Annotated in this window: 17 protein-coding genes; 10 read left to right on the forward strand and 7 right to left on the reverse strand. The window is 61.9% G+C overall.

What is annotated here, in order from left to right:
- Nucleotides 1–35: 35 nt before the first annotated feature.
- The 3 genes from MRK42_RS15155 to MRK42_RS15165 all read left to right on the forward strand — a co-directional run bounded on the left by MRK42_RS15155 (nucleotide 36) and on the right by MRK42_RS15165 (nucleotide 3,507).
- The gene (locus tag MRK42_RS15155; RefSeq protein WP_026457272.1) at nucleotides 36–1,385 is read left to right on the forward strand and encodes an APC family permease; all 1,350 of its coding nucleotides are present in this window, start codon (nucleotides 36–38) and stop codon (nucleotides 1,383–1,385) included.
- Between the two features lie 632 nt (nucleotides 1,386–2,017).
- Nucleotides 2,018–2,158, forward strand: coding sequence for a hypothetical protein (locus tag MRK42_RS15160; protein ID WP_197064518.1), 141 nt, complete (start codon nucleotides 2,018–2,020; stop codon nucleotides 2,156–2,158).
- Entirely contained in the window at nucleotides 2,158–3,507 is a 1,350-nt protein-coding gene (locus MRK42_RS15165; protein ID WP_042027699.1) for an APC family permease, read from the forward strand. The genes MRK42_RS15160 and MRK42_RS15165 overlap by 1 nt, the downstream gene beginning before the upstream one ends.
- A gap of 91 nt (nucleotides 3,508–3,598) precedes the next feature.
- On the opposite strand, the gene MRK42_RS15170 is transcribed toward MRK42_RS15165, so the two are convergent.
- Nucleotides 3,599–4,153 (reverse strand): hypothetical protein, encoded by a 555-nt coding sequence (locus MRK42_RS15170; protein ID WP_338610819.1) that lies wholly within the window; start codon nucleotides 4,151–4,153, stop codon nucleotides 3,599–3,601.
- Nucleotides 4,154–4,360: 207 nt separating this feature from the next.
- Nucleotides 4,361–4,693: a hypothetical protein gene (locus MRK42_RS15175; protein WP_124239869.1), complete on the reverse strand. Its 333-nt coding sequence runs from the start codon at nucleotides 4,691–4,693 to the stop codon at nucleotides 4,361–4,363.
- A 290-nt stretch (nucleotides 4,694–4,983) separates the two neighbouring features.
- Here MRK42_RS15175 and MRK42_RS15180 point away from each other — a divergent pair, with 290 nt between their 5' ends.
- On the forward strand, nucleotides 4,984–6,132 hold the full coding sequence (locus MRK42_RS15180) for a Na/Pi cotransporter family protein (RefSeq protein WP_201978250.1): 1,149 nt from the start codon (nucleotides 4,984–4,986) through the stop codon (nucleotides 6,130–6,132).
- A 142-nt stretch (nucleotides 6,133–6,274) separates the two neighbouring features.
- The gene (locus tag MRK42_RS15185; protein WP_338610820.1) at nucleotides 6,275–6,745 is read left to right on the forward strand and encodes an FKBP-type peptidyl-prolyl cis-trans isomerase; all 471 of its coding nucleotides are present in this window, start codon (nucleotides 6,275–6,277) and stop codon (nucleotides 6,743–6,745) included.
- 199 nt (nucleotides 6,746–6,944) lie between these two features.
- On the opposite strand, the gene MRK42_RS15190 is transcribed toward MRK42_RS15185, so the two are convergent.
- Complete coding sequence (locus tag MRK42_RS15190; RefSeq protein WP_338610821.1) at nucleotides 6,945–8,726, reverse strand: gamma-glutamyltransferase family protein; 1,782 nt, start codon at nucleotides 8,724–8,726, stop codon at nucleotides 6,945–6,947.
- A 172-nt stretch (nucleotides 8,727–8,898) separates the two neighbouring features.
- Nucleotides 8,899–9,810, reverse strand: coding sequence for a recombination-associated protein RdgC (gene rdgC, locus MRK42_RS15195; protein ID WP_338610822.1), 912 nt, complete (start codon nucleotides 9,808–9,810; stop codon nucleotides 8,899–8,901).
- A gap of 179 nt (nucleotides 9,811–9,989) precedes the next feature.
- On the opposite strand from rdgC, the gene MRK42_RS15200 reads away from it, so the two are divergent.
- The 3 genes from MRK42_RS15200 (at nucleotide 9,990) to MRK42_RS15210 (ending at nucleotide 15,497) form a co-directional block, all read left to right on the forward strand.
- Nucleotides 9,990–10,418 carry a GNAT family N-acetyltransferase gene (locus MRK42_RS15200; protein WP_026456882.1) on the forward strand — a complete coding sequence of 143 codons (429 nt, stop codon included), beginning with the start codon at nucleotides 9,990–9,992 and terminating at the stop codon, nucleotides 10,416–10,418.
- Nucleotides 10,419–10,521: 103 nt separating this feature from the next.
- Nucleotides 10,522–11,748, forward strand: a complete 1,227-nt coding sequence (locus MRK42_RS15205) for an exonuclease SbcCD subunit D C-terminal domain-containing protein (protein WP_338610823.1) — start codon at nucleotides 10,522–10,524, stop codon at nucleotides 11,746–11,748.
- Nucleotides 11,745–15,497: an AAA family ATPase gene (locus MRK42_RS15210; RefSeq protein ID WP_338610824.1), complete on the forward strand. Its 3,753-nt coding sequence runs from the start codon at nucleotides 11,745–11,747 to the stop codon at nucleotides 15,495–15,497. Before MRK42_RS15205 ends, MRK42_RS15210 begins: the two co-directional genes overlap by 4 nt.
- A gap of 83 nt (nucleotides 15,498–15,580) precedes the next feature.
- On the opposite strand, the gene MRK42_RS15215 is transcribed toward MRK42_RS15210, so the two are convergent.
- Both MRK42_RS15215 and MRK42_RS15220 read right to left on the reverse strand, forming a co-directional pair.
- The gene (locus MRK42_RS15215; protein ID WP_338610825.1) at nucleotides 15,581–16,345 is read right to left on the reverse strand and encodes a class III extradiol ring-cleavage dioxygenase; all 765 of its coding nucleotides are present in this window, start codon (nucleotides 16,343–16,345) and stop codon (nucleotides 15,581–15,583) included.
- Between the two features lie 155 nt (nucleotides 16,346–16,500).
- On the reverse strand, nucleotides 16,501–16,764 hold the full coding sequence (locus MRK42_RS15220) for a hypothetical protein (protein ID WP_338610826.1): 264 nt from the start codon (nucleotides 16,762–16,764) through the stop codon (nucleotides 16,501–16,503).
- A gap of 307 nt (nucleotides 16,765–17,071) precedes the next feature.
- Here MRK42_RS15220 and pykF point away from each other — a divergent pair, with 307 nt between their 5' ends.
- Nucleotides 17,072–18,484, forward strand: a complete 1,413-nt coding sequence (gene pykF, locus MRK42_RS15225) for a pyruvate kinase PykF (protein WP_224210098.1) — start codon at nucleotides 17,072–17,074, stop codon at nucleotides 18,482–18,484.
- A gap of 148 nt (nucleotides 18,485–18,632) precedes the next feature.
- Nucleotides 18,633–21,956, forward strand: coding sequence for a mechanosensitive channel MscK (mscK, locus tag MRK42_RS15230; RefSeq protein WP_338610827.1), 3,324 nt, complete (start codon nucleotides 18,633–18,635; stop codon nucleotides 21,954–21,956).
- Between the two features lie 430 nt (nucleotides 21,957–22,386).
- On the opposite strand, the gene crr is transcribed toward mscK, so the two are convergent.
- Nucleotides 22,387–22,896, reverse strand: coding sequence for a PTS glucose transporter subunit IIA (gene crr, locus MRK42_RS15235; RefSeq protein ID WP_026456550.1), 510 nt, complete (start codon nucleotides 22,894–22,896; stop codon nucleotides 22,387–22,389).
- Nucleotides 22,897–22,910: the final 14 nt, after the last annotated feature.

Below are 22,910 nucleotides of genomic sequence, written 5' to 3' on the forward strand. Positions count from 1 at the left end.
CGTGCCACCCCGGCACTGCGTGAGGAACAGGCATGATGACAACCCCGGCGGTTGGTCTGAAAAAGACCCTGAAACTCTGGCAGGTCGTGGTCATGGGCCTGGCTTACCTCACTCCCATGGCAGTGTTCGACACCTTCGGCATCGTCACCGAGATCACCGACGGCCATGTGCCGACGGCCTATCTGTTTGCCCTGATGGGCATGCTGTTCACCGCCCTGAGCTATGGCCATCTGGTACGCAAGTTCCCGTCGGCCGGTTCTGCCTATACCTATGCCCAGAAGGTGTTTCACCCCTATGTGGGCTTCATGGTGGGCTGGACCTCCCTGCTCGACTACATGTTCATGCCGATGATCAACATGCTGCTGGCCAAGATCTATCTGGAGGCCCTGTTCCCGAACGTGGAGCCCTGGACCTACATCTTCGGTCTGGCCGCCGTGATGACGGCCCTCAACCTGCGCGGCATCAAGCTGGTGGCCAACTTCAACAGCCTGATCGTCATGATGCAGTTCAGCATCATCGCCGTCTTCATCGGCCTCATCGCCTGGGGTGTCTACAACGGTGAAGGGTTGGGAACCGTGGCCAGCAGCCGTCCCTTCTTCTCCGAGCAGATGCACATCAACCCCCTGCTGACCGGCGCCTCCATCCTGTGTCTGTCGTTCCTAGGTTTTGATGCCATCAGCACCCTGTCGGAAGAGACCCCGGACGCGGATCGGGTGATCCCCCGCGCCATCGTGCTGACCGCGCTGATCGGCGGCGTGCTGTTCGTCACCACCTCCTACTTCCTGCAGCTGTTCTTCCCGGACATCTCCCGCTTCCAGCAACCGGATGCGGTCCTGCCCGAGATTGCCCTCTACGTGGGTGGCAAGCTGTTCCAGGCAGTGGTGCTGGTGTGCACGACAGTGGCGGTGCTGGCCTCGGGGCTGGCCTCCCACGCCGGCGTGTCGCGCCTGCTCTATGTGATGGGTCGGGATCGCGCTCTGCCTGCGCGCTTCTTCTCCTATATCCATCCGAAGTGGCAGACTCCGGCGCTCAACGTGCTGCTGGTGGGCACCCTAGCCCTCTCCGCCGTGTCGTTTGATCTGGAGATCGCCCTGGCCCTGATCAACTTCGGCGCCCTGGTGGCTTTCACCTTCGTCAACCTGGCGGTCATTGCCCACTTCTATGTGAAGCTCGGTCGCAACAAGACCCTGAAGGATCACCTGCTGTTCCTGGTGATGCCCCTGTGCGGCGCCGCCTGCATCGGGGTACTGTGGCTCAACCTCGAGCCCTCCTCCTTCGAGCTGGGGCTGATCTGGGCGGCGCTCGGTGCCCTCTACCTGTTCCTGCGTCTGGTGGTGTTCCGCATTCCGCTGCACACCGCCGACAAGGTCGAGGTGGCCCAGTAAGGCTGTGCGAGCATGAATGTACTGAATCAAAAGGAGCCTTTAGGCTCCTTTTTTCATGCCTGATTGAAAGCCTGATAAAAAATCCCTTTGTACTCAATTCCCTGGCTTGCCTCCCTTGCCTCCACCACCCATGACCAGAAACGGTGTTCACCCGGATAAACTGACCATTTATTCGCGCCTCTCTCCACCCTTGTGCCGGTCGCCAAAGCGGGGGCCATGCACCAGACAGGCTCCCTTGCCAACAAACCGGAAGACGCCACCCGGCCCGGGCGCCTCTTCCTGTACCAATGCGCTCTGCAGCGACGAAATGGCGAGATTCCGTACTGGATGAGAGCGAGGCTCCTTCATCCAGCGTGACCTGAAAAACGGGGAGAGAGGCTGCATGATGGCAACAGGGGGAGAGTGATCGCTTACCTGTCAAAGCAGAGTGCAAAAAAATGCGATCTGGCGCCCATTATTGCTTGTCACGGGGGGGCCACGAATGCAAAATACGCGGCCAATTGAAGAACCGATGTTCCTTGCAACATCGGTTCTTTCTTTTGGGCAGAACACCAAACCAACCACAGAGGCCGGAAACTTTCCGGAAGTGATACCGAGATTGCCAACAATCTCCCGACGTTAAGAGGAAAAAAATGGGGCGTTTCAATGCTTTCCTGCCGGCCAACACCGGTATGCGCCTCCCCGGCGCCCTTGATGTACAGGTCTGCGAATTTTTCGTCTCCCTGTGCGCGTTGCAAGCATGTGCTCCGGCACTGATTGAGGAGAAAGCGTAATGGCATCTCAAGGCGCCAAGCTGCTCAAGACCCTGACCCTGACTCAGGTTATCGTAATGGGTCTCGCCTATCTGACCCCCATGGCCGTATTCGACACCTTCGCCATCGTCGGTGACATCACCGAAGGCCGGGTCGCCACTGCCTACCTGCTGGCGCTGGGCGGCATCCTGCTGACCGCCCTCAGCTATGGCCACCTGGTGCGCAAGTTCCCCTCCGCGGGCTCTGCCTACACCTATGCCCAGAAGGTGTTCAACCCCTACGTCGGTTTCATGGTCGGCTGGTCATCCCTGCTCGACTACATGTTCATGCCGATGATCAACATCCTGCTGGCCAAGATCTACCTGACCGCCATGTTCCCGGGTGTCGATCCCTGGATCTTCATCTTCGGCCTGGTGACCGTGATGACCTTCCTCAACCTGCGCGGCATCAACCTGGTGGCCAACTTCAACGGCGCCATCGTCTTTATCCAGCTCGCCATCATCGTCGTCTTCATCGGCCTGATGGGCTGGGGCCTCTACCATGGCGAGGGTGCCGCCACCCTGATGAGCAGCCGGCCGTTCCACTTCGAGAGCGCCAGCATGGTGCCACTCTTTACCGGTGCCACCATCCTCTGCTTCTCCTTCCTCGGTTTTGACGGCCTGAGCTCCCTCAGTGAAGAGACCCCGAACGCCGGCAAGGTGATCCCCAAGGCGATCGTGCTGACCGCCCTCATCGGTGGCGTCATCTTCGTAGTGGTCTCCTACTGCCTGCAGCTCTATTTCCCGGATCTGGCCCGCTTCAAGGAGCCGGACGCCGTGCTGCCCGAGATCGCCCTCTACGTGGGCGGCACCCTGTTCCAGAGCATAGTGCTGGTGTGCACCACGGTCGCCGTACTGGCCTCCGGCATGGCGGCCCACGCCGGTGTCTCCCGCATCCTCTACGTGATGGGCCGCGATCGCATGATCCCGGAGCGGGTGTTTGGCTACATTCACCCCAAATACCGCACCCCGGCCATCAACGTGCTGCTGGTGGGCGCCCTGGCCCTCTCCGCGGTGTCGTTCGATCTGGACATGGCGCTGGCGTTGGTGAACTTCGGTGCCCTGGTGGCCTTCACCTTCGTCAACCTGTCGGTCATCGGCCAGTTCTGGGTCCGCGAGAAACGCAACAAGAGCCTGAAAGATCACCTGATCTACCTGCTGCTGCCGCTGCTTGGCGCCGCCACCATCGGCGCCCTGTGGATCAACCTGGAGCAGAGCTCCCTCGAGCTGGGCCTGATCTGGGCTGGCCTCGGCGTCACCTATCTGTTCCTGCGTCTGGCGGTGTTCCGCATCCCGTTCCGCCAGTACGAAGAGGCGACCGACGCTCAGTAATGGCGCGGATACCGGATAGCAAAAGGGGAGCCACTGGCTCCCCTTTTTAATGCGCTGGCCAGGGGGACGGCGCTCCCCAGCCTCTTATCTGTCAGTATGTTCCCGTGTGGCGCAGCACCGCCTTGCCCGCCGCCTTGAGCGGATCATCCACCACGTTATCGACCCGATCCTTGGCGTTACGTGCCTTGTGGTAGGCCTCATCCACCCCGGTCGCCTCGGCCGCCTTGCGCCTGGCGTAATCCCCCGGGTTCTCTACCGCATTCTCGACCCGCAGCTTGGTGTTGCGCGCCCTGTTGTAGGCTTCATCGACCCCGACCGCCTCGGCCGCCTTGCGCTTGGCGTAATCTCCCGGATTCTCTACCGCATTCTCGACCCGCTGCTTGGTGTTGCGCGCCTTGTTGTAGGCTTCATCGACCCCGGTCGCCTCGGCCGCCTTGCGCTTGGCATAATCCCCCGGATTGTCTATCGCGTTCTCGACCCGCTGCTTGGTGCTGGCCGCCGAGCAGCGGCTGTTGACGCCGGTCGCGCTGTTGACCGCGGAACCTATTGCCACATCCTTGGCGCTGCAACCGGAGGAAAGAAGATTGGCCTGAGACGGCAGAGAGGCCAGCGCCAGAGGCAGGAGGAGAAGGGACCAATGTTTCATGACAGACTCACCATAGCTAATAACATGACGCCGCAGTGTACCCTCCCAGGCCCGGCCTTGGCACCGGATAGCTCCTTTATGCTCTTTAGGCTCCTCTGAGCCCGCTTTCTCCGTCAGTTTTTAACGCGCCGATGACCTGCCAAACAAAAAGGGAGCCATTGGCTCCCTTTCTTGCGCTGCACGGCGTACCGCTGGCAACTCCCAGCCTTAGCCCTTGTTGACCACGGCGGTGGCGGCCGACTTGACCGGATCCTTCACCACCTTCTTCACGTCCTTGCTGGTCTGCTTGATATCGTCGCGCGTCTCCTTGAGGCCATCTGTCTTGTTGTCGATCGCCTCGGCGGTGTTCTTCTTCACCTCTTTCACTTCTTTCTTGGCGTCCTTGGTCTTCTGCTCCACCAGCTTGTCGGTATCACAGCGTCCCTTGACCCCCAGGGTCGCGTTGAGGGCTTCGTTTTTGGCCGCTTTTTCGAGATTGCACTCGGCCTGCACGCCGGCAGACAGCAACCCCAGGGAAACACACAGTATCCATGCACGCATGACAGTACCACTCTCTTTGATGGAAGGAACAACAGCCAGCATATAACGCTGGCAGCCAAGCACAAGTACGAATACGAACGGAGCCCTTCATCATCATGCTCAGGAAAAGGAGCCGACAGTTTCTGACCGATTTCGCCAAAAAAGATCTCCCCGGGCGGTCAACCAGCGCACGGGGCCATGTCATCAAACCATCATAAAAGTGTCACTTTGTCATATTTCTGTCATGGAGCCTTGCTTAAATGCGCCTGTCATCAACTACCCAAGACGGAACGACCGTCCCAAGAGGCTTTATGCAACACAATGACTCCTTGCCGCAGCAGACCGCGACCCGCGCCCTGTTCAACTGGATGAGTGTTATCGTACTGGTCTATCTGATCCTGGTCGCCGTCGGCGCCGTTTCTCATGGTTTCAAAGGCTTCTCCGGCGGTGCCGAGGGTGCCGCTCAGATCTTCGCGTTTGCCAACAACCCCTTCGTCGCCCTGCTGCTCGGCATTCTGGCCACTGCCCTGGTGCAATCCTCCAGCACAGTGACCTCCGTCATCGTCGGCCTAGTGGCCGGCGGCCTGCCCATCAGCATGGCCATTCCCATGGTCATGGGCGCCAACCTCGGCACCACCATCACCAACACCATCGTCTCCCTGGGCCATATCCGGGATCGGGCGGAGTTTCGCCGCGCCTTCGCCGCCGCCACCGTCCATGACTTCTTCAATCTCATGGCCGTGGCCATCTTCCTGCCCCTGGAGCTGATGTTCGGCCTGCTGCAAAAGAGCGCCGAGACCCTGGCTACCTTCTTCACCGGTTCCGCCGACATGTCGATGAAGGGGATGGATTTCATGAAACCGCTGACCGCCCCGGCCCAGCAGCTGATAGACAGCGCCGTCGCCTTCCTGCCGGGCAAGGGTGCCTCCATCGCCACCATCATCATCGGCATCCTGCTGATCCTGGGCTGCGTGACCTATCTGGGCAAGGTATTGCAACAGGTGCTGGTCGGCCGCGCCAAAGAGGTGCTGCACAAGGCGCTGGGCCGTGGCCCCATGAGCGGCATCGCCTCCGGTGCCCTTGTGACCATCATGGTGCAGTCCTCCTCCACCACCACCAGCCTGATGATCCCGCTGGCCGGCGGCGGCGTGTTCAGCACCCGTCAGCTCTATCCCTTCACCCTGGGCGCCAATATCGGTACCACCATCACGGCCCTGCTGGCTGCCACCGCCATCAGCGGCACCGGTGCCCAGCTGGCCCTGACCATCGCCCTGGTTCACGTGCTGTTCAATGTCTTCGCCGTCATCTTCATCTACGGCATCCCGGCCCTGCGCGACCTGCCGGTGCGCGCCGCCGAGTGGCTGGCCCGGGTTGGCAGCGAGAACAAGCTGCTGGCACTGGGTTACGTGGCAGGCCTCTTCTTCGCCCTGCCCGCCCTGATGATGGTGGCCGCCAAGTAACGCTCATCATGAAGACGAGGGGGAGGAGCCTGGCTCCTCCCCCTTCTCATTTGCCTGTCCTGTCACATCCTGCCCCGCCCCGACTCGCCCTGACGCCCCGGCTGGGATAAGATGCCGCTCTCGTTCTCACAAGGGAAAATCGATGAAATTCATTCTGATCGCGCTGCTGGTTGCCGGTGTCGCCTACTACTTCTACACCAGCAGCAACAACAAGAAGCTGGCCGTGGAAAACGTGCGCATCGGCGCCGAGTTCCTAGCCGGCAACAAGGAAAACCCGCTGGTGACCACCACCGCCTCCGGCCTGCAGTATGAGGTGCTCACCAAGGGCAGCGGCACGGTTCACCCCACCGCCACCAGCAAGGTGAAGGTGCACTACGAGGGCAAACTGCTGGATGGCACCATATTTGACAGCTCGGTAGCTCGTGGCGAGCCCATCGAATTTGGCCTCAACCAGGTGATCCCGGGCTGGACCGAAGGTGTACAGCTGATGGTGGAAGGTGAGAAGACCCGCTTCTACATTCCCGCCAACCTGGCCTATGGCGATCGCGCGGCTGGCAAGATCCCGCCCGGCTCGGTACTCATTTTCGACGTGGAGCTACTGGGCATCCAGTGACGCCTCCTCCGGGGACCGATAACAAGCTGGCCCGTAGCAATCACATCACCGGCAAGATCCCGCTGAGCAATTCTGTCCTGATCTTCGACGTGGAGCTGCCAGGCATCCAGTAACGCGTTCTTCGAGCCCGTCACGCACCAACAACAAGGCCAGCATCATGCTGGCCTTGTTGTGATGGAACGGCTGTGATGGGAAAGCCTCACTCTCCCTTGGCGATCCCCTCGCGACGCGGATCGGCGGCGCCAAACCATCCTTCTTTGTTGCGCTCTACCCCCTGCAGGCCTGAAGTCTGTTCACTGAGCACCACCTCGTGCCCCCTCGCCTTCAGCCCCTCAACCACGGCATCCGGGGTGCGCCCCGCCTCCAGCTCGGTAGGACCGTTGCGACTGCCGAAGTTGGGCAGATTGATCGCCTGCTGCAAATTGAGCCCCCAATCCTGGGTCCCCAGCAGCGTCTTGCCCACGTAGTTGATGATGGCCGAGCCACCCGGGGAGCCCAGGCTCATCTCCAGCTCGCCGCTTGCCTTGTCAAACACCAGCAGGGGCGACATGGAGGAGCGCGGCCGCTTGCCGGGCTCCACCCGGTTAGCCACCGGCAGCCCGGCGGCATCCACCGAGGTGAAGGAGAAGTCGGTGAGCTGGTTGTTGAGCAGATAGCCGTTGACCATCTGGCGCGAGCCGAATCCATCCTCGATGGAGCTGGTCATGGCGATCGCCATGCCGCTCGGGTCGACGATGGAGATGTGGCTGGTCGACGGCAGCTCAGGGGTGGCATCGCGGCCCATGGCCAGCGCCTGAGGCGGCGAGCCCGGTTGAGCTATCCCCATGGAGCGCTCGCCGATAAGCCGCCCGCGCTCGGCCAGATAGCCTTTATCGAGCAGGCCGGCCAGCGGTACCGATACGAAACGGCTGTCGGCCACATACCGGTTGCGATCGGCGAAGGCGAGTCGCGCCGCCTCGCTGTAGAGATGGATGGCGTCAGCCGAGGCGGCAAGCCCCCCTGCCGAGGTGGTGACGGGTTTGAGGGCCGCCATATTGCGACTCTCCAGCATGCCGAAGATCTGGCCAAGCGCGATGGTGCCCGACGAGGGGGTCGGGAAGCCGCACACCTTGCTCTGGCGATAGTCAAAGCAGAGGCCGTCACTCACCCGGGCCCGGTAGCTGGCCAGATCGGCGGCGCTGAGCACTCCGGGATTGGTGGCATGACCGCGCACCTTGGCCACTATGGCATCGGCCAGCGGCCCCTGATAGAAGGCATCAGCTCCCTGATCTGCCAGCGTTTTCAGTACTTTGGCCAGCGCCGGGTTGGTCAGTCGTGTGCCCGCTGGCTTGGGGCTGCCATCAGGCTGGTAGAAGTAGGCGCGTGCCTGTGGGTCTTTGGCGAGATAGGGATCTTTTGCCAGCTGGGTGACCAGGCGCGGGCTTATCACAAACCCCTGCTCCGCCAGGGTGATGGCCGGTGTGAACAGACTTGCCCAGGGCAGCTTGCCATAACGCTCGTGGGCCAGCGCCAGGGCGCGCACCGTACCGGGCGCCCCGACTGAGCGGCCGCCCACCACGCCATCGTAGAAGGCCATCGGCTGGCCATCTTTCATGAACAGCTGATCCGTGGCCGCTGCGGGGGCCGTCTCCCGGCCATCCACCGCGCTGACCCGTTGACCATCCCACACCAGCAGCAGGGAACCGCCACCGATGCCGGAGGATTGCGGCTCCACCAGGGTCAATACCAGTTGCACCGCGATGGCGGCATCCACGGCGCTGCCGCCCGCCTTGATGATCTGGTAGCCCGCATCCACCGCCAGCGGGTTGGCGGCAGCCACCATGAAGTCACGGCCTTGCCAACCCTGTTTCTCCTGCCAGCCGCTGGCCGCCTCCGGAGCGATCAGGGTCTGGGGTGGCGCAGCATAGTGAAAGCCCGGTTCGCTGGCACAGCCGGCCAGCAGGGCAAGGGCGATGGCTAGCCCCAGGGGTTTGCGCAACATGACACTCTCCTTGTCTGTTTTATGACCATGAAGGACGACTATGTCACGATTGGCGCTGATGACTCAAGTTACCTAGCCAAATCAATATTTTACTCATTTATCAACAGATTGAGCCGACTCATGCGGCCATAAAAAAACCGCCCGCAGGCGGTTCTCGCTGACAAGGAGTGCATCAGATGGACTGCTCTTCCCCGCCCATGGCGGCAAACAGCGCCGGGATGAACTGGGCCAGCTCGGCGGTCACCAGGGCGAAATCGGCGTCCAGACGGGCTGCCGGATCCTCGCTGGTGATGTCGTCATTCTGCTCGCGCAGCTCTTCGCTGAACTTGAGGCGCTTGATGGAGAGATCGTCCCCCAGCACGAAGCTGATGGTCTCGCCCCAGTTGAGGGCCAGCTTGGTCACCAGCTTGTCGTTGGCCAGGTGGTTCTTGATCTCGTCGGTCATCAGATCCTGCTGCTTGCAGCGGATGATGCCGCCGTGCTCCATGGCGCTGCGCAGCTCGGCTTCGTCTTCCAGGGTGAAGGAGGCCGGCAGATTGCCTTCGTTCAGCCACTCGGTCATGGTGATCTCGGGCGGGTTCTTCAGGGCCACCGGCACCACCGGCAGGGAGCCGATGGACTTGCGCAAGAGGGCCAGCAGATCGTCCGCCTTCTTGGCGGAGCCCGCATCCACCACCATCAGGTTGTCGGCCGGGTTGATCCAGGCAAAGGTCTGGCTGGTGCGGCTGAAGGCGCGCGGCAGCAGGGTGTGGAGGATCTCCTCCTTGAGCGCTTCCTTCTCTTTCTTCTTGAGGGCACGCCCCTGCTCGAACTCGATCGCCTCTACCTTCTCCGCCAGCATCTCCTTGACCACGTTACCCGGCAGCATTTTTTCCTCCTTGCGGGCACAGATGAGGATGTGACCGGAGGCGCTGTGGGTCAGGGTGGAACCGAATTTGCCAAGAGGCTTGACCCACCCGAAACGGGACATGTCCTGACTGCCGCACGGGGTAAAGGCGCAGGCCTCGAGCTGGGTCTCCAGCTGATCCACGGTCAGGTCAAAGGGGCGGGTAAAGCGATAAATCTGCAGGTTTTTAAACCACATGGCGTCCTCGGTCTCTAGATTGTCCGGCGGGCATTGTACTAGAGAGGCGCTTTGTGATCAGCCAATCATTCTCGCTAAATAAAGGACGATCGACGTCACAGGGAGTCATGTTCGCCCCCGACTCGATCGGCAAACTCCCCTAGACTGCGAATGTTTGAATTGTTAACAAGGATCAAAGCATGTTGCGGCCGAGTAGCCCGAAAGACATGGAAGAGATCGTCGAAATCTGGCTGCTGGCCTCCCTGCAGGCCCACGATTTCGTCGATGCCTCCTGCTGGTGGCAGGCCCAGGAGGAGTTGCGTTCCCGCTATCTGGATCGTGCCCGCATCTGGGTGTTTGAGGAGCGCGGCGACTTGCTTGGCTTTATCGCGCTGGTAGATGACTACCTGGCGGCCCTGTTCGTACGCCCCGACCGGCAAGGGCGCGGCGTGGGTCATGCCCTGTTGCAGGAGGCCAAACGCCAAGGGGCCTCGCTCTATGCCAGGGTGTTCGTGGAAAACGAGCCGGCGGTGCGCTTCTATCGCCGCCACGGCTTCATGATCGAGGGCGAGGAGTCCGATCCCTTTACCGGCCACCCGCAATACCGGATGCGCTGCATACCCGCCTGACGCCAAGCTGGTGGCCAGTTTCCCTTGAAAAAAGCGAGGGGGATCCTCATCTTGTCTCCATCGGGTGCCGCTGGCACCGTCCCAGGATCCGGGTTGCTTTCTCATGAAAATCCTCCATACCGCCGACTGGCACCTTGGCCATCAACTCCATGGCCATGACCGCCGTTTTGAACACGATGCCTTCCTCGACTGGCTGACCGACACCCTCAAGGCACGCCAGATAGACGCCCTGCTGGTCGCAGGCGATCTGTTCGATACCGCCAATCCCCCCGCCAGCGCCTGGCAGCAGCTCTACCGCTTTCTGGCGCGGCTGCGGGCCGAGATGCCCAACCTCGACATGGTGCTGATCGGTGGCAACCACGACTCTCCCTCCAAGCTCGATGCCCCCCACGAACTGCTGCGGGCCTTCGATCTCCATCTGGTGGGCAGCATCAGCCGGGACAAGGATGGCCAGCTTGAGACCGATCGCCTGCTGGTGCCGCTGCACGACAACGAAGGCAAGGTGGCCGCCTGGTGCGCCGCCGTACCGTTTCTGCGCAGCAGCGATCTGCGGGTCGAACCGCTGGCCGAGGGGCAGGACAGACTTATCGAAGGGGTGCGTCAGATTTATGCAGAAGTGCTCACCGAGGGGCGCAAGCGCTGCGAACAGGATCAGGCCCTGATCGCCATGGGCCATGCCTATCTGGCGGCGGGCCAGCTCTCGGAATTGTCGGAGCGACGGGTACTTGGCGGCAACCAGCACGCCCTGCCCGCCGACATCTTCACCGGCGCCGACTACACGGCGCTGGGCCACCTGCATCTGGCCCAGCGCTTGGCTGAAGGCATTCACTACAGCGGCTCGCCGCTGCCCCTGTCGCTGACCGAGACCGGCTACCGCCATCAGGTGCTTGAGGTGACACTGGAGGCCGGCCAGCTCGCGGCGGTAGAGGCCATCCCGGTGCCCCGCAGCGTCGAGATGATCCGCCTGCCCCAAGGTTCCCTTGACGAGGCCCTGGCCGCCATCGACGCGCTTGAGTTGCCGGATCGTCCGCAGGAGGCGCAACCCTTCCTTGAAGTGCGACTGCTGCTGCCCAAACCCGAGGCCCGTATCCGTGAGCGCATTCTGGCGGCGCTGGCGGGCAAGCCGGTGCGCCTCGCCCGTATCAACACCCAGTATCAGGGGTCGGGACAGGGGCTGGCCGATGGCCGTGGGCGGCACAGGCTGGATGAACTCTCCCCCACCGAGGTGTTTCGTCTCTGCTATCAACGCCAGTTTGAAGGTGAGCCCGAGGTCGGGCTGGTTGCCTCGTTTGAAGAGATCCTGGAGCAGGTGAAGGAGGCCGGCGCATGAAAATTTTATCCCTGTCAGGTGAAAATCTGGCCAGCTTGACCGGCCCCTTCACCATCGACTTTACCAAAGGGGCCCTCGGCGCCACCGGACTGTTCGCCATCACGGGCAACACGGGGGCGGGCAAGAGCACCTTGCTCGACGCCATCTGTCTGGCGCTCTATGACGAGATGCCGCGCTTTGTCGCCAACCGCAAGAACGTAGCCGAGGTGGGCCGCGCGGACGACGAGGAGAAGCTCAAGGCCAACGACGTGCGCGGCATCCTCAGCCGCGGCCACGCCAGCGGCTTTGCCGAGGTGCAGTTTCGCGGCTGTGATGGCCGTACCTGGCTGGCCCGCTGGGCGGTGCGCCGGGCCCGCAACCGCGCCGAGGGGCGCTTTCAGGCCCAGGAGCGCAGCCTGACCGACGTCGAGTCGGGCCAGGTCTTCTCTGGCAGCAAGCGGGAATTGCAAGAGCGCATCGACGAGCTGGTGGGCCTATCCTGGGAACAGTTTCGCCGTGCGGTGATCCTGCCCCAGGGGGAGTTTGCCGCCTTCCTCAAATCCGATGCCAATGAGCGCTCCGCCCTGCTCGAGCGGATGACGGGCACCGAGCTCTACTCCGCCATCTCCATCCAGACCTATGAACGGGCGCGGGAAGAGCAGCAAAAGCTCGCCGCCATCGCGCAACGCCTCGGCGACGTGGCGCTGATGGACGAGGCGACCCGTGAAGCGTGGATCGCTCGCCAGCTCACCCTCTCCACCACCCTCAAGCACGAACAGCAGCAGCGCCAGCTGATGCAGGATCTGCGGGAGCTGGATGGCCGCATCGCCGCCCAGTTGCAGGGGTGCCGCGAGGGGGAAGAGGCGCTGAGCGCTGCCCGGCAGGCTCACGATGCCGCAGCCCCCGAGCGGGAGGAGTTTGCCCGGGCCGAGCAGGCCCAGGTGGCCCGCGCCGATCACGACGAGCTGGCGCGCCTCACCCTGGAGGTGCAGCAGCAGGAGAAGGTGATCGCCGAGCTTGGGCCGGAGCTGGACCGCCTTGAGGAACAGGCCAGACAAAATGCGCTCCATGAGCAGCAGTTGCTGGCGGACAAGATTGCCGCCGAGCGGGAGTGGGGCGCCCTGCAACCCGAGCTCAAGCGAGCGCAGGAGCTCGACACCCGGCTGCTGGAAAAACAGCAGCAGTTGCAGAAGATCCAGCAGGAGGGAAGCCAGGAGCGCGAGGTGCAGCTCACCCTGGAGCAGAGCTGGCAGGAGCTGAGCCAACAGGTAGCCGCCCTCAAGAGCCAGTATCAGCAGTGGGGCGCCTGGCTCGAAGAGCACAGGGAACTGGCTCCCCAGGCTCGCCAGTGGCAACCCCTGCTCACCGCGATGCAGGATTGGGCCGAGGATGCCGACAAGCTGCAACAATTGCTGACCCTGCGCGAGCACAAGGTGCGTGCGCTGCAGCAGTTGCAACACCAGCTGGAGCAAGGCCGGCAGGAGCGTGACTACTGGCGCCAAGAGCAGGAACGGCTGCAAAAATTGCAGGACGATCTGCAGGAGGAGCAGTGGGAGAGCCGCCTTGCCAAGGCGCAGGAGCAGTGGCAATTGCAGACAGAACAGCTGGGCCAGCTGCGCCAGCTGCTGGATCTCGCCAACTATGGCCGCAACCACGGCGAGCAGCACGATCGCCTGCAACAAGAGATAGTCCAGCTGGAACAAGCTCTGACCCGGCTCGCCAGCCAGGGCCAGGAGCTGGCCCCCGCCCTGGAGCGGCTGGCGGTGCAACGTGACGAGGCGCGCCACGCCCTGGAGCAGGCCCGCGCCGTGACGAGCTTCGAGCAGTATCGCTACGTGCTGAGCGATGGTACCCCCTGCCCCCTTTGCGGCGCCGAGGAGCACCCCTACAGCCAGAGTCAGCCCCAGGTGGCAGGCATCCTGGGTCAGCTGGCGGAGCGAGCTCGCAGCCTGGAGCTCGAGTGGGAGCGGCTCAACCATCAATACATTCAGTGCGAGAGCGAGCGTCAGGAGCTGGCCCGCCAGCTGACTGTGCGCCAGCAACACTTGCCGGAGCTGGCGGCGAGATCCGAGCAGCTGACCCAGCACTGGCAACAACTCGGTGGGGAGGCGCTGCTCGGCCACCCCTTGCCGCTGCACCAGAGCCCGGCCGAATGGGAGCACCTGCTGGACACCCTCCTCGGTCGTGGCCAGGCGCTGGAACAGGGGCTGGCCCAGAGCCAGCAGACCCTGCGTCAGGCCCAGCAGGGGCAGCAGCAGTTGCAGGGCATCCGCCAGCAACTCAGCCAGCTGGCCACCCGCCATCAACAATTTGATCAGCAGTGGCAGGAGGCCGACCGCCAGCGCATCGCATGGGAAGGGGAAGTGAAGGCAATGGGCGAGCAGGAGAGCACCCTGCGCCAGCGCCTCGAACAGGGGGCCAACCGGCTCGACGAGCAGATGGGCGGCCAACCCTGGCGCCAGTGGCTCGGCAGTCAGCAGTGGCGCGAGTGGCAGCAGACCTGCGAGGCCTATCTGCACGGCCAGAGCGAGTGGGAGCGACTGGCCGGCGAGATTGCCAGCCTGACCCCGACCCTGAGTGCCCAGGAGGCCCGCCTGCAGACCCAGCGCGAGCGGCTGCACAAGCTGGAGCGTGACTATAAGGAGCACGAACAGCAGCGCCAGGGATTGCTGGCGAGCCGTGCGACCTGCCTGGAAGGTGAAGGGATCCCCCAGGTCGAGGCTCGCTGGCAGGCGCGGTTGCAGCTGGCCGCCAGCCAGCTCGACGAGGCAGCCGGCGCCGGGCGCACCCTGCGGGAGCGATTGACCGAGCTCAAGACCCGCCTTGCCCATGTGGAGCAGGAAAAGCAGGTGAGCAGCCGCCGCAAACGCGAAGTGTTGGGACGCTGGGCCGCTCACGCCACTACCCTCGGCATCGCCGAATATGATCTGCGCCGCCTGCTGGCTATCGGCCAGGAGGAGCTCAAGGCCCGCCGCGCCGCCCTGCAGTCGCTGGACGATGCCCTGGCCGAGGCCCGTACCCGCCTCACCGAACGGCAACGAGCGCTGGCACAGGAGCAGAGCAAGCGGGAGCGTTATCAGGAACATCACCCCGAGCTGGCCGCCCTCACCGAGCAGGCGCTCGGCGAGCGGCTGGCAGCGCTGGAGAACCAGTGTCGCACCCTCGACGAGCAGCTGTTCGAGTGCCGCAACACCCTGGCCCAGGCGGAGGCCGCTGCCCTCAAGGCTGGCAGCCTGCAAGAGGAGTTGGCGAGCCAGCAGGTGGTGGCGGATCACTGGCAGCAATTGTGCGATCTCATCGGCCAGGCCAACGGTGCCAAGTTCCGCACCTTCGCCCAGAGCCTCACGCTCGAGCGCCTCCTGCTGGAGGCCAACGCCCAGCTCGGCGAGCTGTCGCCCCGCTACCGGCTGGAGCGGGTACCCGGCACCGATCTCGCGCTCCAGGTGGTGGATCTCGAAATGGGGGACGAGGTGCGCTCGGTAGACTCCCTCTCCGGTGGCGAGAGCTTCCTGGTGTCGCTGGCCCTGGCGCTGGCCCTCTCCAGCCTGTCGTCGCGTCAGACTCAAGTCGAGTCGCTCTTCATCGACGAGGGGTTCGGCACCCTGGATCCGGACAGCCTGGATCTGGCGCTGGCCAGCCTCGACTCCCTGCAGGCGGCCGGTCGCCAGATCGGGGTCATCTCCCATGTGCAGACCCTGGTGGAGCGGATCGGGGTGCAGGTGAGAGTCGAGGCTCTCGGCGGCGGCGAAAGCCGGGTGATCGTGCCCTGACTGGCACTACCGGTTCCGGGATTGCATAGCAAAAGGCCCCGCCAAATGGCGGGGCCTTGTCGTTCATGCCCACAGCGAGCTCCTTAATTGAAGCGGTAGGCCCCCATATAGAGGCTGCCCAGATCCCAGCTTTCGTGCAGCCGGACAGGGCTCGCCCCACTGGCGGCACCCAGCGCCACAAACAGGGGGCGCAGGTGATCGTCGTGGGGATGGGACTCCACCGCCCCGGGGGCCAGCCGGCGATAGTCGAGCAGCGCCTGCTTGTCCCCTTGCGCCATCATCTGCTCGAGCCAGCGGACAAACTCCCGGGCCCAGGGGGCCGTGGGGGAGTGATCCGGTCCGAGCGCCCTCAGGTTGTGGGTGATGGCGCCGGAGGCAAGGATGCCGATCCCCTGCTCGCGCAGCCGGCCCAGCGCTTCCCCGAGCTGCCACAGCTGCGCCGGGGTGAAGTTCACGGGGATGGATACCTGCACCAACGGGATCTCGCTGTCCGGGTCGATCAGCGACATGGGTGACCAGACCCCGTGGTCCAGCTCCCGCCGCACGGTACTGACCTGCCATCCGGCCACCGCCAGCTCGTCACCCACAGCCTGCTGCAGCCAGGCCGGGCTGCTGGCGGGCCAGCGCATATGGTAGAGCGGCTCGGGGAAGCCGTAGAAGTCGTACATCAGGGCCGGAGCCGGCTCGACGTTGAGCTCCAACTCGCGGCTGAACCAGTGGGCGGAGATGACCACCAGCCCCTTGAGTTCCCCCAGTCGCAGGGTGCTCAGGAAACGGGTGGCGGGGCGATCCCGCAGCATCAGATCCGGGGCGCCGTGGGAGATAAACCAGACAGGGGCAAGGGACATGACAGTCACTCCAACAAGGTATCGGGTGGCGCCATTCACAAGGAATAACGCCGTTGGAGTACATTATCTGCCCACCATTTCAGGTTAACAATCAGGTGAAATGGATAAGCACTGTTTACCAATTATTGATAATCACCGGGAGCTAAAACCACGCTTCACTCTTGCCGCTCTGCGGGCAAGTGAGCATTTCGTTTATCGGTACCCCTCTCCCCCACAACCAGGAGACGGCTGGCCAGCCTGGTGGCCACTTGCTGATCCTGCCATTCCCGCCAGCCCAGTGTCAGCGCACTTTCGTGCCGTGGCACTCCGCTTAGCCAGCCTTGATTGTCTGGCCAAAAGCGCGTTGGCAGCGCCTGCATCACCAGCAGGCTGGCCCCCAGCAGAAACAGCCCGGGCCCCGCCCATCCACTGTTTTTCATCCCGAAACCCTTCAGATGCCGACGAATGAACTAACATTCTTGCCCATGCGGGTGACAGGACGGTGACACTGAGCAAGTTGTCATTTTACAACATTTGCTCCGTAATCGGCCGCCAAGACACAGATGGAAACACTTGTCCCCTGTCAGCTCAGACCAGTAGGTGTATACCCTGAAAAGTGACAATCAGGAAAACGTTATCCCTGAAAAGAAAACGTTATCTGGTCAAAACGTTGTTTCTGGATCATAAAAAGAATCCAAAAACTGGTGTATATTGCTCGGCGGAAACTCCTTAACCATGAAGACTGACATGAAAAAGACCAAAATTGTCTGCACCATCGGTCCCAAGACCGAATCCAAAGAAATGCTGGCCAAGATGCTGGATGCCGGCATGAACGTCATGCGCCTGAACTTCTCCCACGGTGACTACGAAGAGCACGGTACCCGTATCAGCAACCTGCGTGCCGTGATGGCCGAAACCGGCAAGCAAGCCGCCATCCTGCTGGACACCAAGGGTCCGGAAATCCGCACCATGAAGCTGGAAGGTGGCAACGATGTCGCCCTGATCGCCGGCCAGACCTTCACCTTCACCACCGACCAGACTGTGGTTGGCAACAAGGACAAGGTCGCCGTGACCTACCCGGGTTTCGCCAACGACCTGCGCGTCGGCAACCGCATCCTGGTTGACGACGGCCTGATCGGTCTGGACGTCATCGAAATCACCGAGCGCGAAGTTGTCTGTAAAGTGCTGAACAACGGTGACCTGGGCGAGAACAAGGGTGTCAACCTGCCGGGCGTCTCCATCAAGCTGCCGGCCCTGGCCGAGAAAGACAAGCGCGACCTGATCTTCGGTTGCGAGCAGGGCGTTGATTTCGTTGCTGCTTCTTTCATCCGCAAGAAAGAAGACGTACTGGAAATCCGTGAGCACCTGAAGGCCCACGGTGGCGAGAACATCCAGATCATCTCCAAGATCGAAAACCAGGAAGGCCTGGACAACTTCGACGATATCCTGGCTGTTTCCGACGGCATCATGGTTGCTCGTGGCGACATGGGTGTAGAGATCCCAGTTGAAGAGGTGATCTTCGCCCAGAAGATGATCATCGCCAAGTGCAACAAGGCCCGCAAAGTGGTCATCACTGCGACCCAGATGCTGGACTCCATGATCAAGAACCCGCGTCCGACCCGCGCCGAAGCCGGTGACGTGGCCAACGCCATCCTGGACGGTACCGATGCGGTCATGCTGTCCGGTGAATCCGCCAAGGGTAAATACCCGCTGGAAGCCGTGACCATCATGGCCACCATCTGCGAGCGCACCGATGCCGTGATGCCGTCCAATCTGTCTGCGTCCAACGACAGCAACAAGCTGCGCATCACCGAAGCCGTGTGCAAGGGCGCAGTAGAGACCACCGAGAAGCTGGATGCCCCGCTGATCGTGGTTGCCACCGAAGGCGGCAAATCCGCAAAGGCCATCCGCAAGTACTTCCCGAAAGCCTGGATCCTGGCCATCACCACCAACAAGAAGACTGCTGCCCAGCTGGTACTGACCAAGGGTGTCATGACTCACGTGGTTGACAGCATCGCCTCTACCGACGATTTCTATCGCATCGGTAAAGAAGTGGCGCTGGAGAGCGGCATGGGTCAGAAGGGTGACGTGGTTGTCATGGTTTCCGGTGCTCTGGTACCGAGCGGCACCACCAACACCGCTTCTGTTCACGTACTGTAATCCGTACCGAACTGCTGAAAACGGCGCCTGCGGGCGCCGTTTTTTTTATCTCTCCCCCTGCTTCCCTGACAAACCCGATGATAGAATCCACGCGGTTTTAATTTAAGCGGGATATCCCCCGTACATCGAGTAATAACCCGGAAGTTTTATGCTCTCAATACGATTGAAAAGAGCCTCGGCCACTCTGCTGCCGCTGCTCTGTCTACTCGCCAGCCTCTGCACTGCGCAGGCCATGGCACAAGAGGTTCCCCAGCGCGCCAGCGTCCAGCGTGCCCTGGACAGCCTGGGTAAATCCGAGACCCTCACCGTCTCGCAACAAGCCGATCAGAAATTTCTGACCGACACCCTCAGCCTGCTCGACAGCATCGACAAGGAAGAGGCGAAGGCCAAGGCCCAGGCTCAGCGGATCCGGGCACTTCCGGCCGAGATCCGCGACATCGGCGCCAAACTCAACGCCCTGAACGAGGGCAAGAGTGCGGAGCAGATCAAGAGCGAATACGCCAGCATGAGCCTGAACGAGCTGGAGAGCCGCCAGCCCGATGTGCTGGCGAACATGCAAAACGCCCAGGAAGCCCTCGGTGCCATCGCCAGCCAGCTCACCAACCTGCAGACCCTGCCGGAGCGCGCCCAGACCAGCATGAGCCGGGTCTACCTGCGCAGCCAGGAGATCCGCAGCCGCCTCAATACCGGCGAGGGTGTCAGCAGTGCCGAGAAGATGAAGCTCAATACCGAGCTGGCACTGCTCGAGTTGCAGCTGGCCAATCTGCAGAAGGAGCTGGACAACCGTACCAGCATGCAGGATCTCGCGATCAAGCAGCGCGACTACCAGAGCGCCCGTCTCACCAGCGAAGAACAAAAGCTGCAACTGCTGCAGGAGCAAAGCAGCGCCAAGCGCCTGGGTGACACCGAGAAAACCGCCGAGCAGACCGGCGAGCTGGTGGCCACCGAAGACAGTCCGCTGGTGCAAAGAGAGCAGGAGATCAACCACCAGCTCAGCCAGCAACTGATCAGCGCCACCACCAACCTCAACTCGCTGGTGCAGAAGAATCTGCAGGCCAAGAGCTGGCTGGAGCGCGGCACCCAGACCGAACGCAACCTCAATGAACAGGTGCAGATGCTCAAGGGCAATCTGCTGCTCTCGCGCATTCTCTATCAGCTCTACCAGCAGCTGGAGGCGGCACCGACCGTCGCCGTCAAGAACCTGGAAGAGCAGATTGCCGACCTGCACCTGGCCCAGTTCGAGCTGAGCCAGCAACGCGACCAGCTGTTCCAGAAGAACCAGTATCTGGACAACCTCATCGCCCAGAGCCCTGATCCCGTCACTGCCGAAGACAGGGCCAGCCTCTCCAAGCTGCTCGATACCCGCATCAATCTGCTGGATCAGCTCAACCGCCAGCTCGACAGCCAGCTCACCAATGCCATCAGCCTGCAGCTGACCCAGCAGCAGCTGAGCCGGGTCTATGCCTCGGTCGAGTTTACCTTGCAGCAACATATCTTCTGGGTAAGCAGCAACAAGCCCATCGACGGCAAGTGGTTCATCAGCTGGCCGGCCCAGGCCTTCAAACAGGCCTCCGACTGGGTGCTAAAACCTGACTGGAAGGGTTGGGGTGAAATGGTACTGCCCATTTCGCTGCTCTCCCTTCCCCTGATGCTGGTCGCCGGTCTGCTGATCTGGAAGCGCCCGACCCTGATCGAGCGCCAGAAGAAGATCGCCAAGGATCTCGGCCGCTTCCGCCAGGACAGCCAGTGGCATACCCCGGCGGCCCTCTTATATACCGTGCTGGAGCGCCTGCCGGGCAGCCTGTTCATCCTCGCCATCGGCCTGCTGCTGACCTACTGTGGTCTGCTCACGCCCAAGCTTATCTTCCAGATCACCCTGAACCTCGCACTGGGTTATCTGGTGTTCAGCGTCTACCTCTCCGTGATGCGTCCGGGCGGCATCGCCGAAAGCCACTTCCGCATACCGAAAGCCGAGCTGCAGGCCAAGCGCAACAGCATGCACTATCTATGGCTGCCGCTGCTGCCCCTCATCATGCTGTCGACCAAGGCGGTAGTTGAACCCTCCACCCTTGGCAACGACGTGATCGGCCAGGCGCTCACTCTGGCGCTACTGGGCCTGACCGCCTATCTGGTCTTCCCCATCTCCCGCGCCCGCATGAAGGGCGAGACGAGCATGCAGAAGTCCATCGTCGCCATGGCCCTGGCGCTGGCCCCCGTGGCCCTGATCATACTGGTCGGTCTGGGCTACTACTACACGGCATTGAAGCTGACCGGCCGCCTGATCGAATCCTTCTACATGCTGATCCTCTGGAGCCTGGTCTATCGCACCGCCCTGCGTGGCCTCGAGCTGGCGGCTCGCCGCCTGGCCTACCGCCGTGCCGTGGCCAAGCGGGAGCACAAGGCCCAGGAGGATGCGGAAGGGGGAGAATCCATTGAAGAGCAGCCCATGGATCTGGAAGAGGTCAGCCAGCAGTCCCTGCGTCTGACTCGCACCGTGCTGCTGCTGATCTTTGGCGTCGCCTTCTACTGGCTCTGGTCCGATCTGGTGGCAGTCTTCGCCTACCTCGACAGCATGGTGCTGTGGCATCGCAGTGAAGGGACTGGCGCCAATGCCGTGCTCTTCCCCATAAGCCTGAGCGACGTGCTGATCGGTTTCCTCCTGCTGGGGGGCGCCTGGTCGCTGGCCCGCAACCTGCCGGGTCTGCTGGAGGTGCTGGTGCTCTCCAAGCTGAACCTGGCCCAGGGCACCGCCTACGCCATCACCACCATGCTCAACTATGTGCTGATCGGGGTCGGCTCGCTGACCGCTCTCTCCATGATGGGCGTCCAGTGGGACAAGCTGCAGTGGGTAGCGGGTGGCCTGTCAGTCGGTATCGGTTTTGGCATGAAGGAGATCCTCTCCAACTTCGTCTCCGGCATCATCATCCTGTTCGAGCGCCCGGTGCGGATCGGTGACACCGTCACCATCGGCAGCTTCTCCGGCACCGTCTCCAGGATCCGCATTCGTGCTACCACCCTGACCGACTTCGACCGCAAAGAAGTTATCATCCCCAACCAACAGTTAATGACCGAACGGCTGATCAACTGGTCCCTGAGCGACACCATTACCCGCGTCATCGTACGGGTCGGGGTGGCCTATGGCTCCGATCTCGAGCTGACCCGTACCCTGCTGATGCAGGCGGCCATGGAGAACAGCCGGGTGCTCAAGGATCCGGAACCCATCGTCTTCTTCCTCACCTTTGGCGCCAGCACTCTGGATCACGAGCTGCGCTTCTTCGTGAGCGAACTGGGGGATCGCAACCCGGCCATCGACGAGCTGAACCGCAAGATCGATGCCCTGTTCCGCGAAAACGGCATCGAGATCGCCTTCAACCAGATGGATGTCTACATCAAGAACATGCAGGGAGAGGAGCAGAAGCTGGAATCCCACTCCAGCCTGCCGCCTACAGAGCCCGGCCAGCAGCCAACCTGATAATTCTTGCCGGCCATCCGATGACAAAAGCCGCTCACCCTGTGAGCGGCTTTTTTATGCCTGCTGCAGGCCACGACAAGGCCCCTTCCCTGTGTTCTGCACAAGAGGACAACCCATAGCTGCAATGAGCCAGCCAGATGCACTACCCCCTTGGTAGCCTTCTGCTCACCCTATCAGGGTGCCTACGCCTTCCACCCGCTTATGGATATGATGGCCGTTGCCAACCGTAGACCATAGGCCTCTGAGCGCTCACGCAAAACGTAGAGCAGTTATCAGTGCGACCTCCTGTTTCGCACTCATGACCTGGCTGATGAAATAACGCACTTCTCCTGTGCTGAAAGCAGCTTGCACCATAGAACAGCGGCCATAAAAAAACCGAAGCACAAGGCTTCGGTTTTTGCTGCAATGGCTGGCACAGGCCAGCGCTGCATTATTTCTTGATGCGGATAACCGGGGTCTCACCCACAACAACGGCACCAGTCATCTTCACCAGCTCTTTGATCTCGTCCATGTTGGAGATGACCACCGGAGTCAGGGTAGATTTGGCTTTCGCTTCCAGAACGGCCAGATCGAACTCGATGATGGTGTCACCACGCTTGACCTGTTGACCTTCCTGAGCGATACGGGTGAAGCCTTCACCTTTCAGCTCAACGGTGTCGATACCGAAGTGAACGAACAGCTCGATACCAGAGTCGGATTCCAGAGAGAACGCATGGTTGGTCTCGAAAATCTTGCCGATGGTACCGTCGCACGGAGCAACCATCTTGTTGCCAGCCGGCTTGATGGCGATGCCGTCACCCACGATCTTCTCGGCGAAGACAACATCGGGCACATCTTCGATCGGCACGATTTCGCCTGACAGCGGAGCAAAGATTTCGATGCCACCGGTATCAGAGCTATCGTCGGAAACCAGTTTCTTCAGTTTATCAAACAGACCCATAGTAAAGCTCCTAG

The organism is Aeromonas sp. 19NY04SH05-1 (genome assembly GCF_040581895.1).
Classification (GTDB): Bacteria; Pseudomonadota; Gammaproteobacteria; order Enterobacterales; family Aeromonadaceae; genus Aeromonas; species Aeromonas enteropelogenes.

Bases quoted from the DNA above. Each gene is read 5' to 3' on its own strand.
- MRK42_RS15155 (WP_026457272.1), top strand. From the start codon at position 36: ATGACAACCCCGGCGGTTGGTCTGAAAAAGACCCTGAAACTCTGGCAG.
- MRK42_RS15160 (WP_197064518.1), top strand. From the start codon at position 2,018: ATGGGGCGTTTCAATGCTTTCCTGCCGGCCAACACCGGTATGCGCCTC.
- MRK42_RS15165 (WP_042027699.1), top strand. From the start codon at position 2,158: ATGGCATCTCAAGGCGCCAAGCTGCTCAAGACCCTGACCCTGACTCAG.
- MRK42_RS15170 (WP_338610819.1), bottom strand. From the start codon at position 4,153: ATGAAACATTGGTCCCTTCTCCTCCTGCCTCTGGCGCTGGCCTCTCTG.
- MRK42_RS15175 (WP_124239869.1), bottom strand. From the start codon at position 4,693: ATGCGTGCATGGATACTGTGTGTTTCCCTGGGGTTGCTGTCTGCCGGC.
- MRK42_RS15180 (WP_201978250.1), top strand. From the start codon at position 4,984: ATGCAACACAATGACTCCTTGCCGCAGCAGACCGCGACCCGCGCCCTG.
- MRK42_RS15185 (WP_338610820.1), top strand. From the start codon at position 6,275: ATGAAATTCATTCTGATCGCGCTGCTGGTTGCCGGTGTCGCCTACTAC.
- MRK42_RS15190 (WP_338610821.1), bottom strand. From the start codon at position 8,726: ATGTTGCGCAAACCCCTGGGGCTAGCCATCGCCCTTGCCCTGCTGGCC.
- rdgC (WP_338610822.1), bottom strand. From the start codon at position 9,810: ATGTGGTTTAAAAACCTGCAGATTTATCGCTTTACCCGCCCCTTTGAC.
- MRK42_RS15200 (WP_026456882.1), top strand. From the start codon at position 9,990: ATGTTGCGGCCGAGTAGCCCGAAAGACATGGAAGAGATCGTCGAAATC.
- MRK42_RS15205 (WP_338610823.1), top strand. From the start codon at position 10,522: ATGAAAATCCTCCATACCGCCGACTGGCACCTTGGCCATCAACTCCAT.
- MRK42_RS15210 (WP_338610824.1), top strand. From the start codon at position 11,745: ATGAAAATTTTATCCCTGTCAGGTGAAAATCTGGCCAGCTTGACCGGC.
- MRK42_RS15215 (WP_338610825.1), bottom strand. From the start codon at position 16,345: ATGTCCCTTGCCCCTGTCTGGTTTATCTCCCACGGCGCCCCGGATCTG.
- MRK42_RS15220 (WP_338610826.1), bottom strand. From the start codon at position 16,764: ATGAAAAACAGTGGATGGGCGGGGCCCGGGCTGTTTCTGCTGGGGGCC.
- pykF (WP_224210098.1), top strand. From the start codon at position 17,072: ATGAAAAAGACCAAAATTGTCTGCACCATCGGTCCCAAGACCGAATCC.
- mscK (WP_338610827.1), top strand. From the start codon at position 18,633: ATGCTCTCAATACGATTGAAAAGAGCCTCGGCCACTCTGCTGCCGCTG.
- crr (WP_026456550.1), bottom strand. From the start codon at position 22,896: ATGGGTCTGTTTGATAAACTGAAGAAACTGGTTTCCGACGATAGCTCT.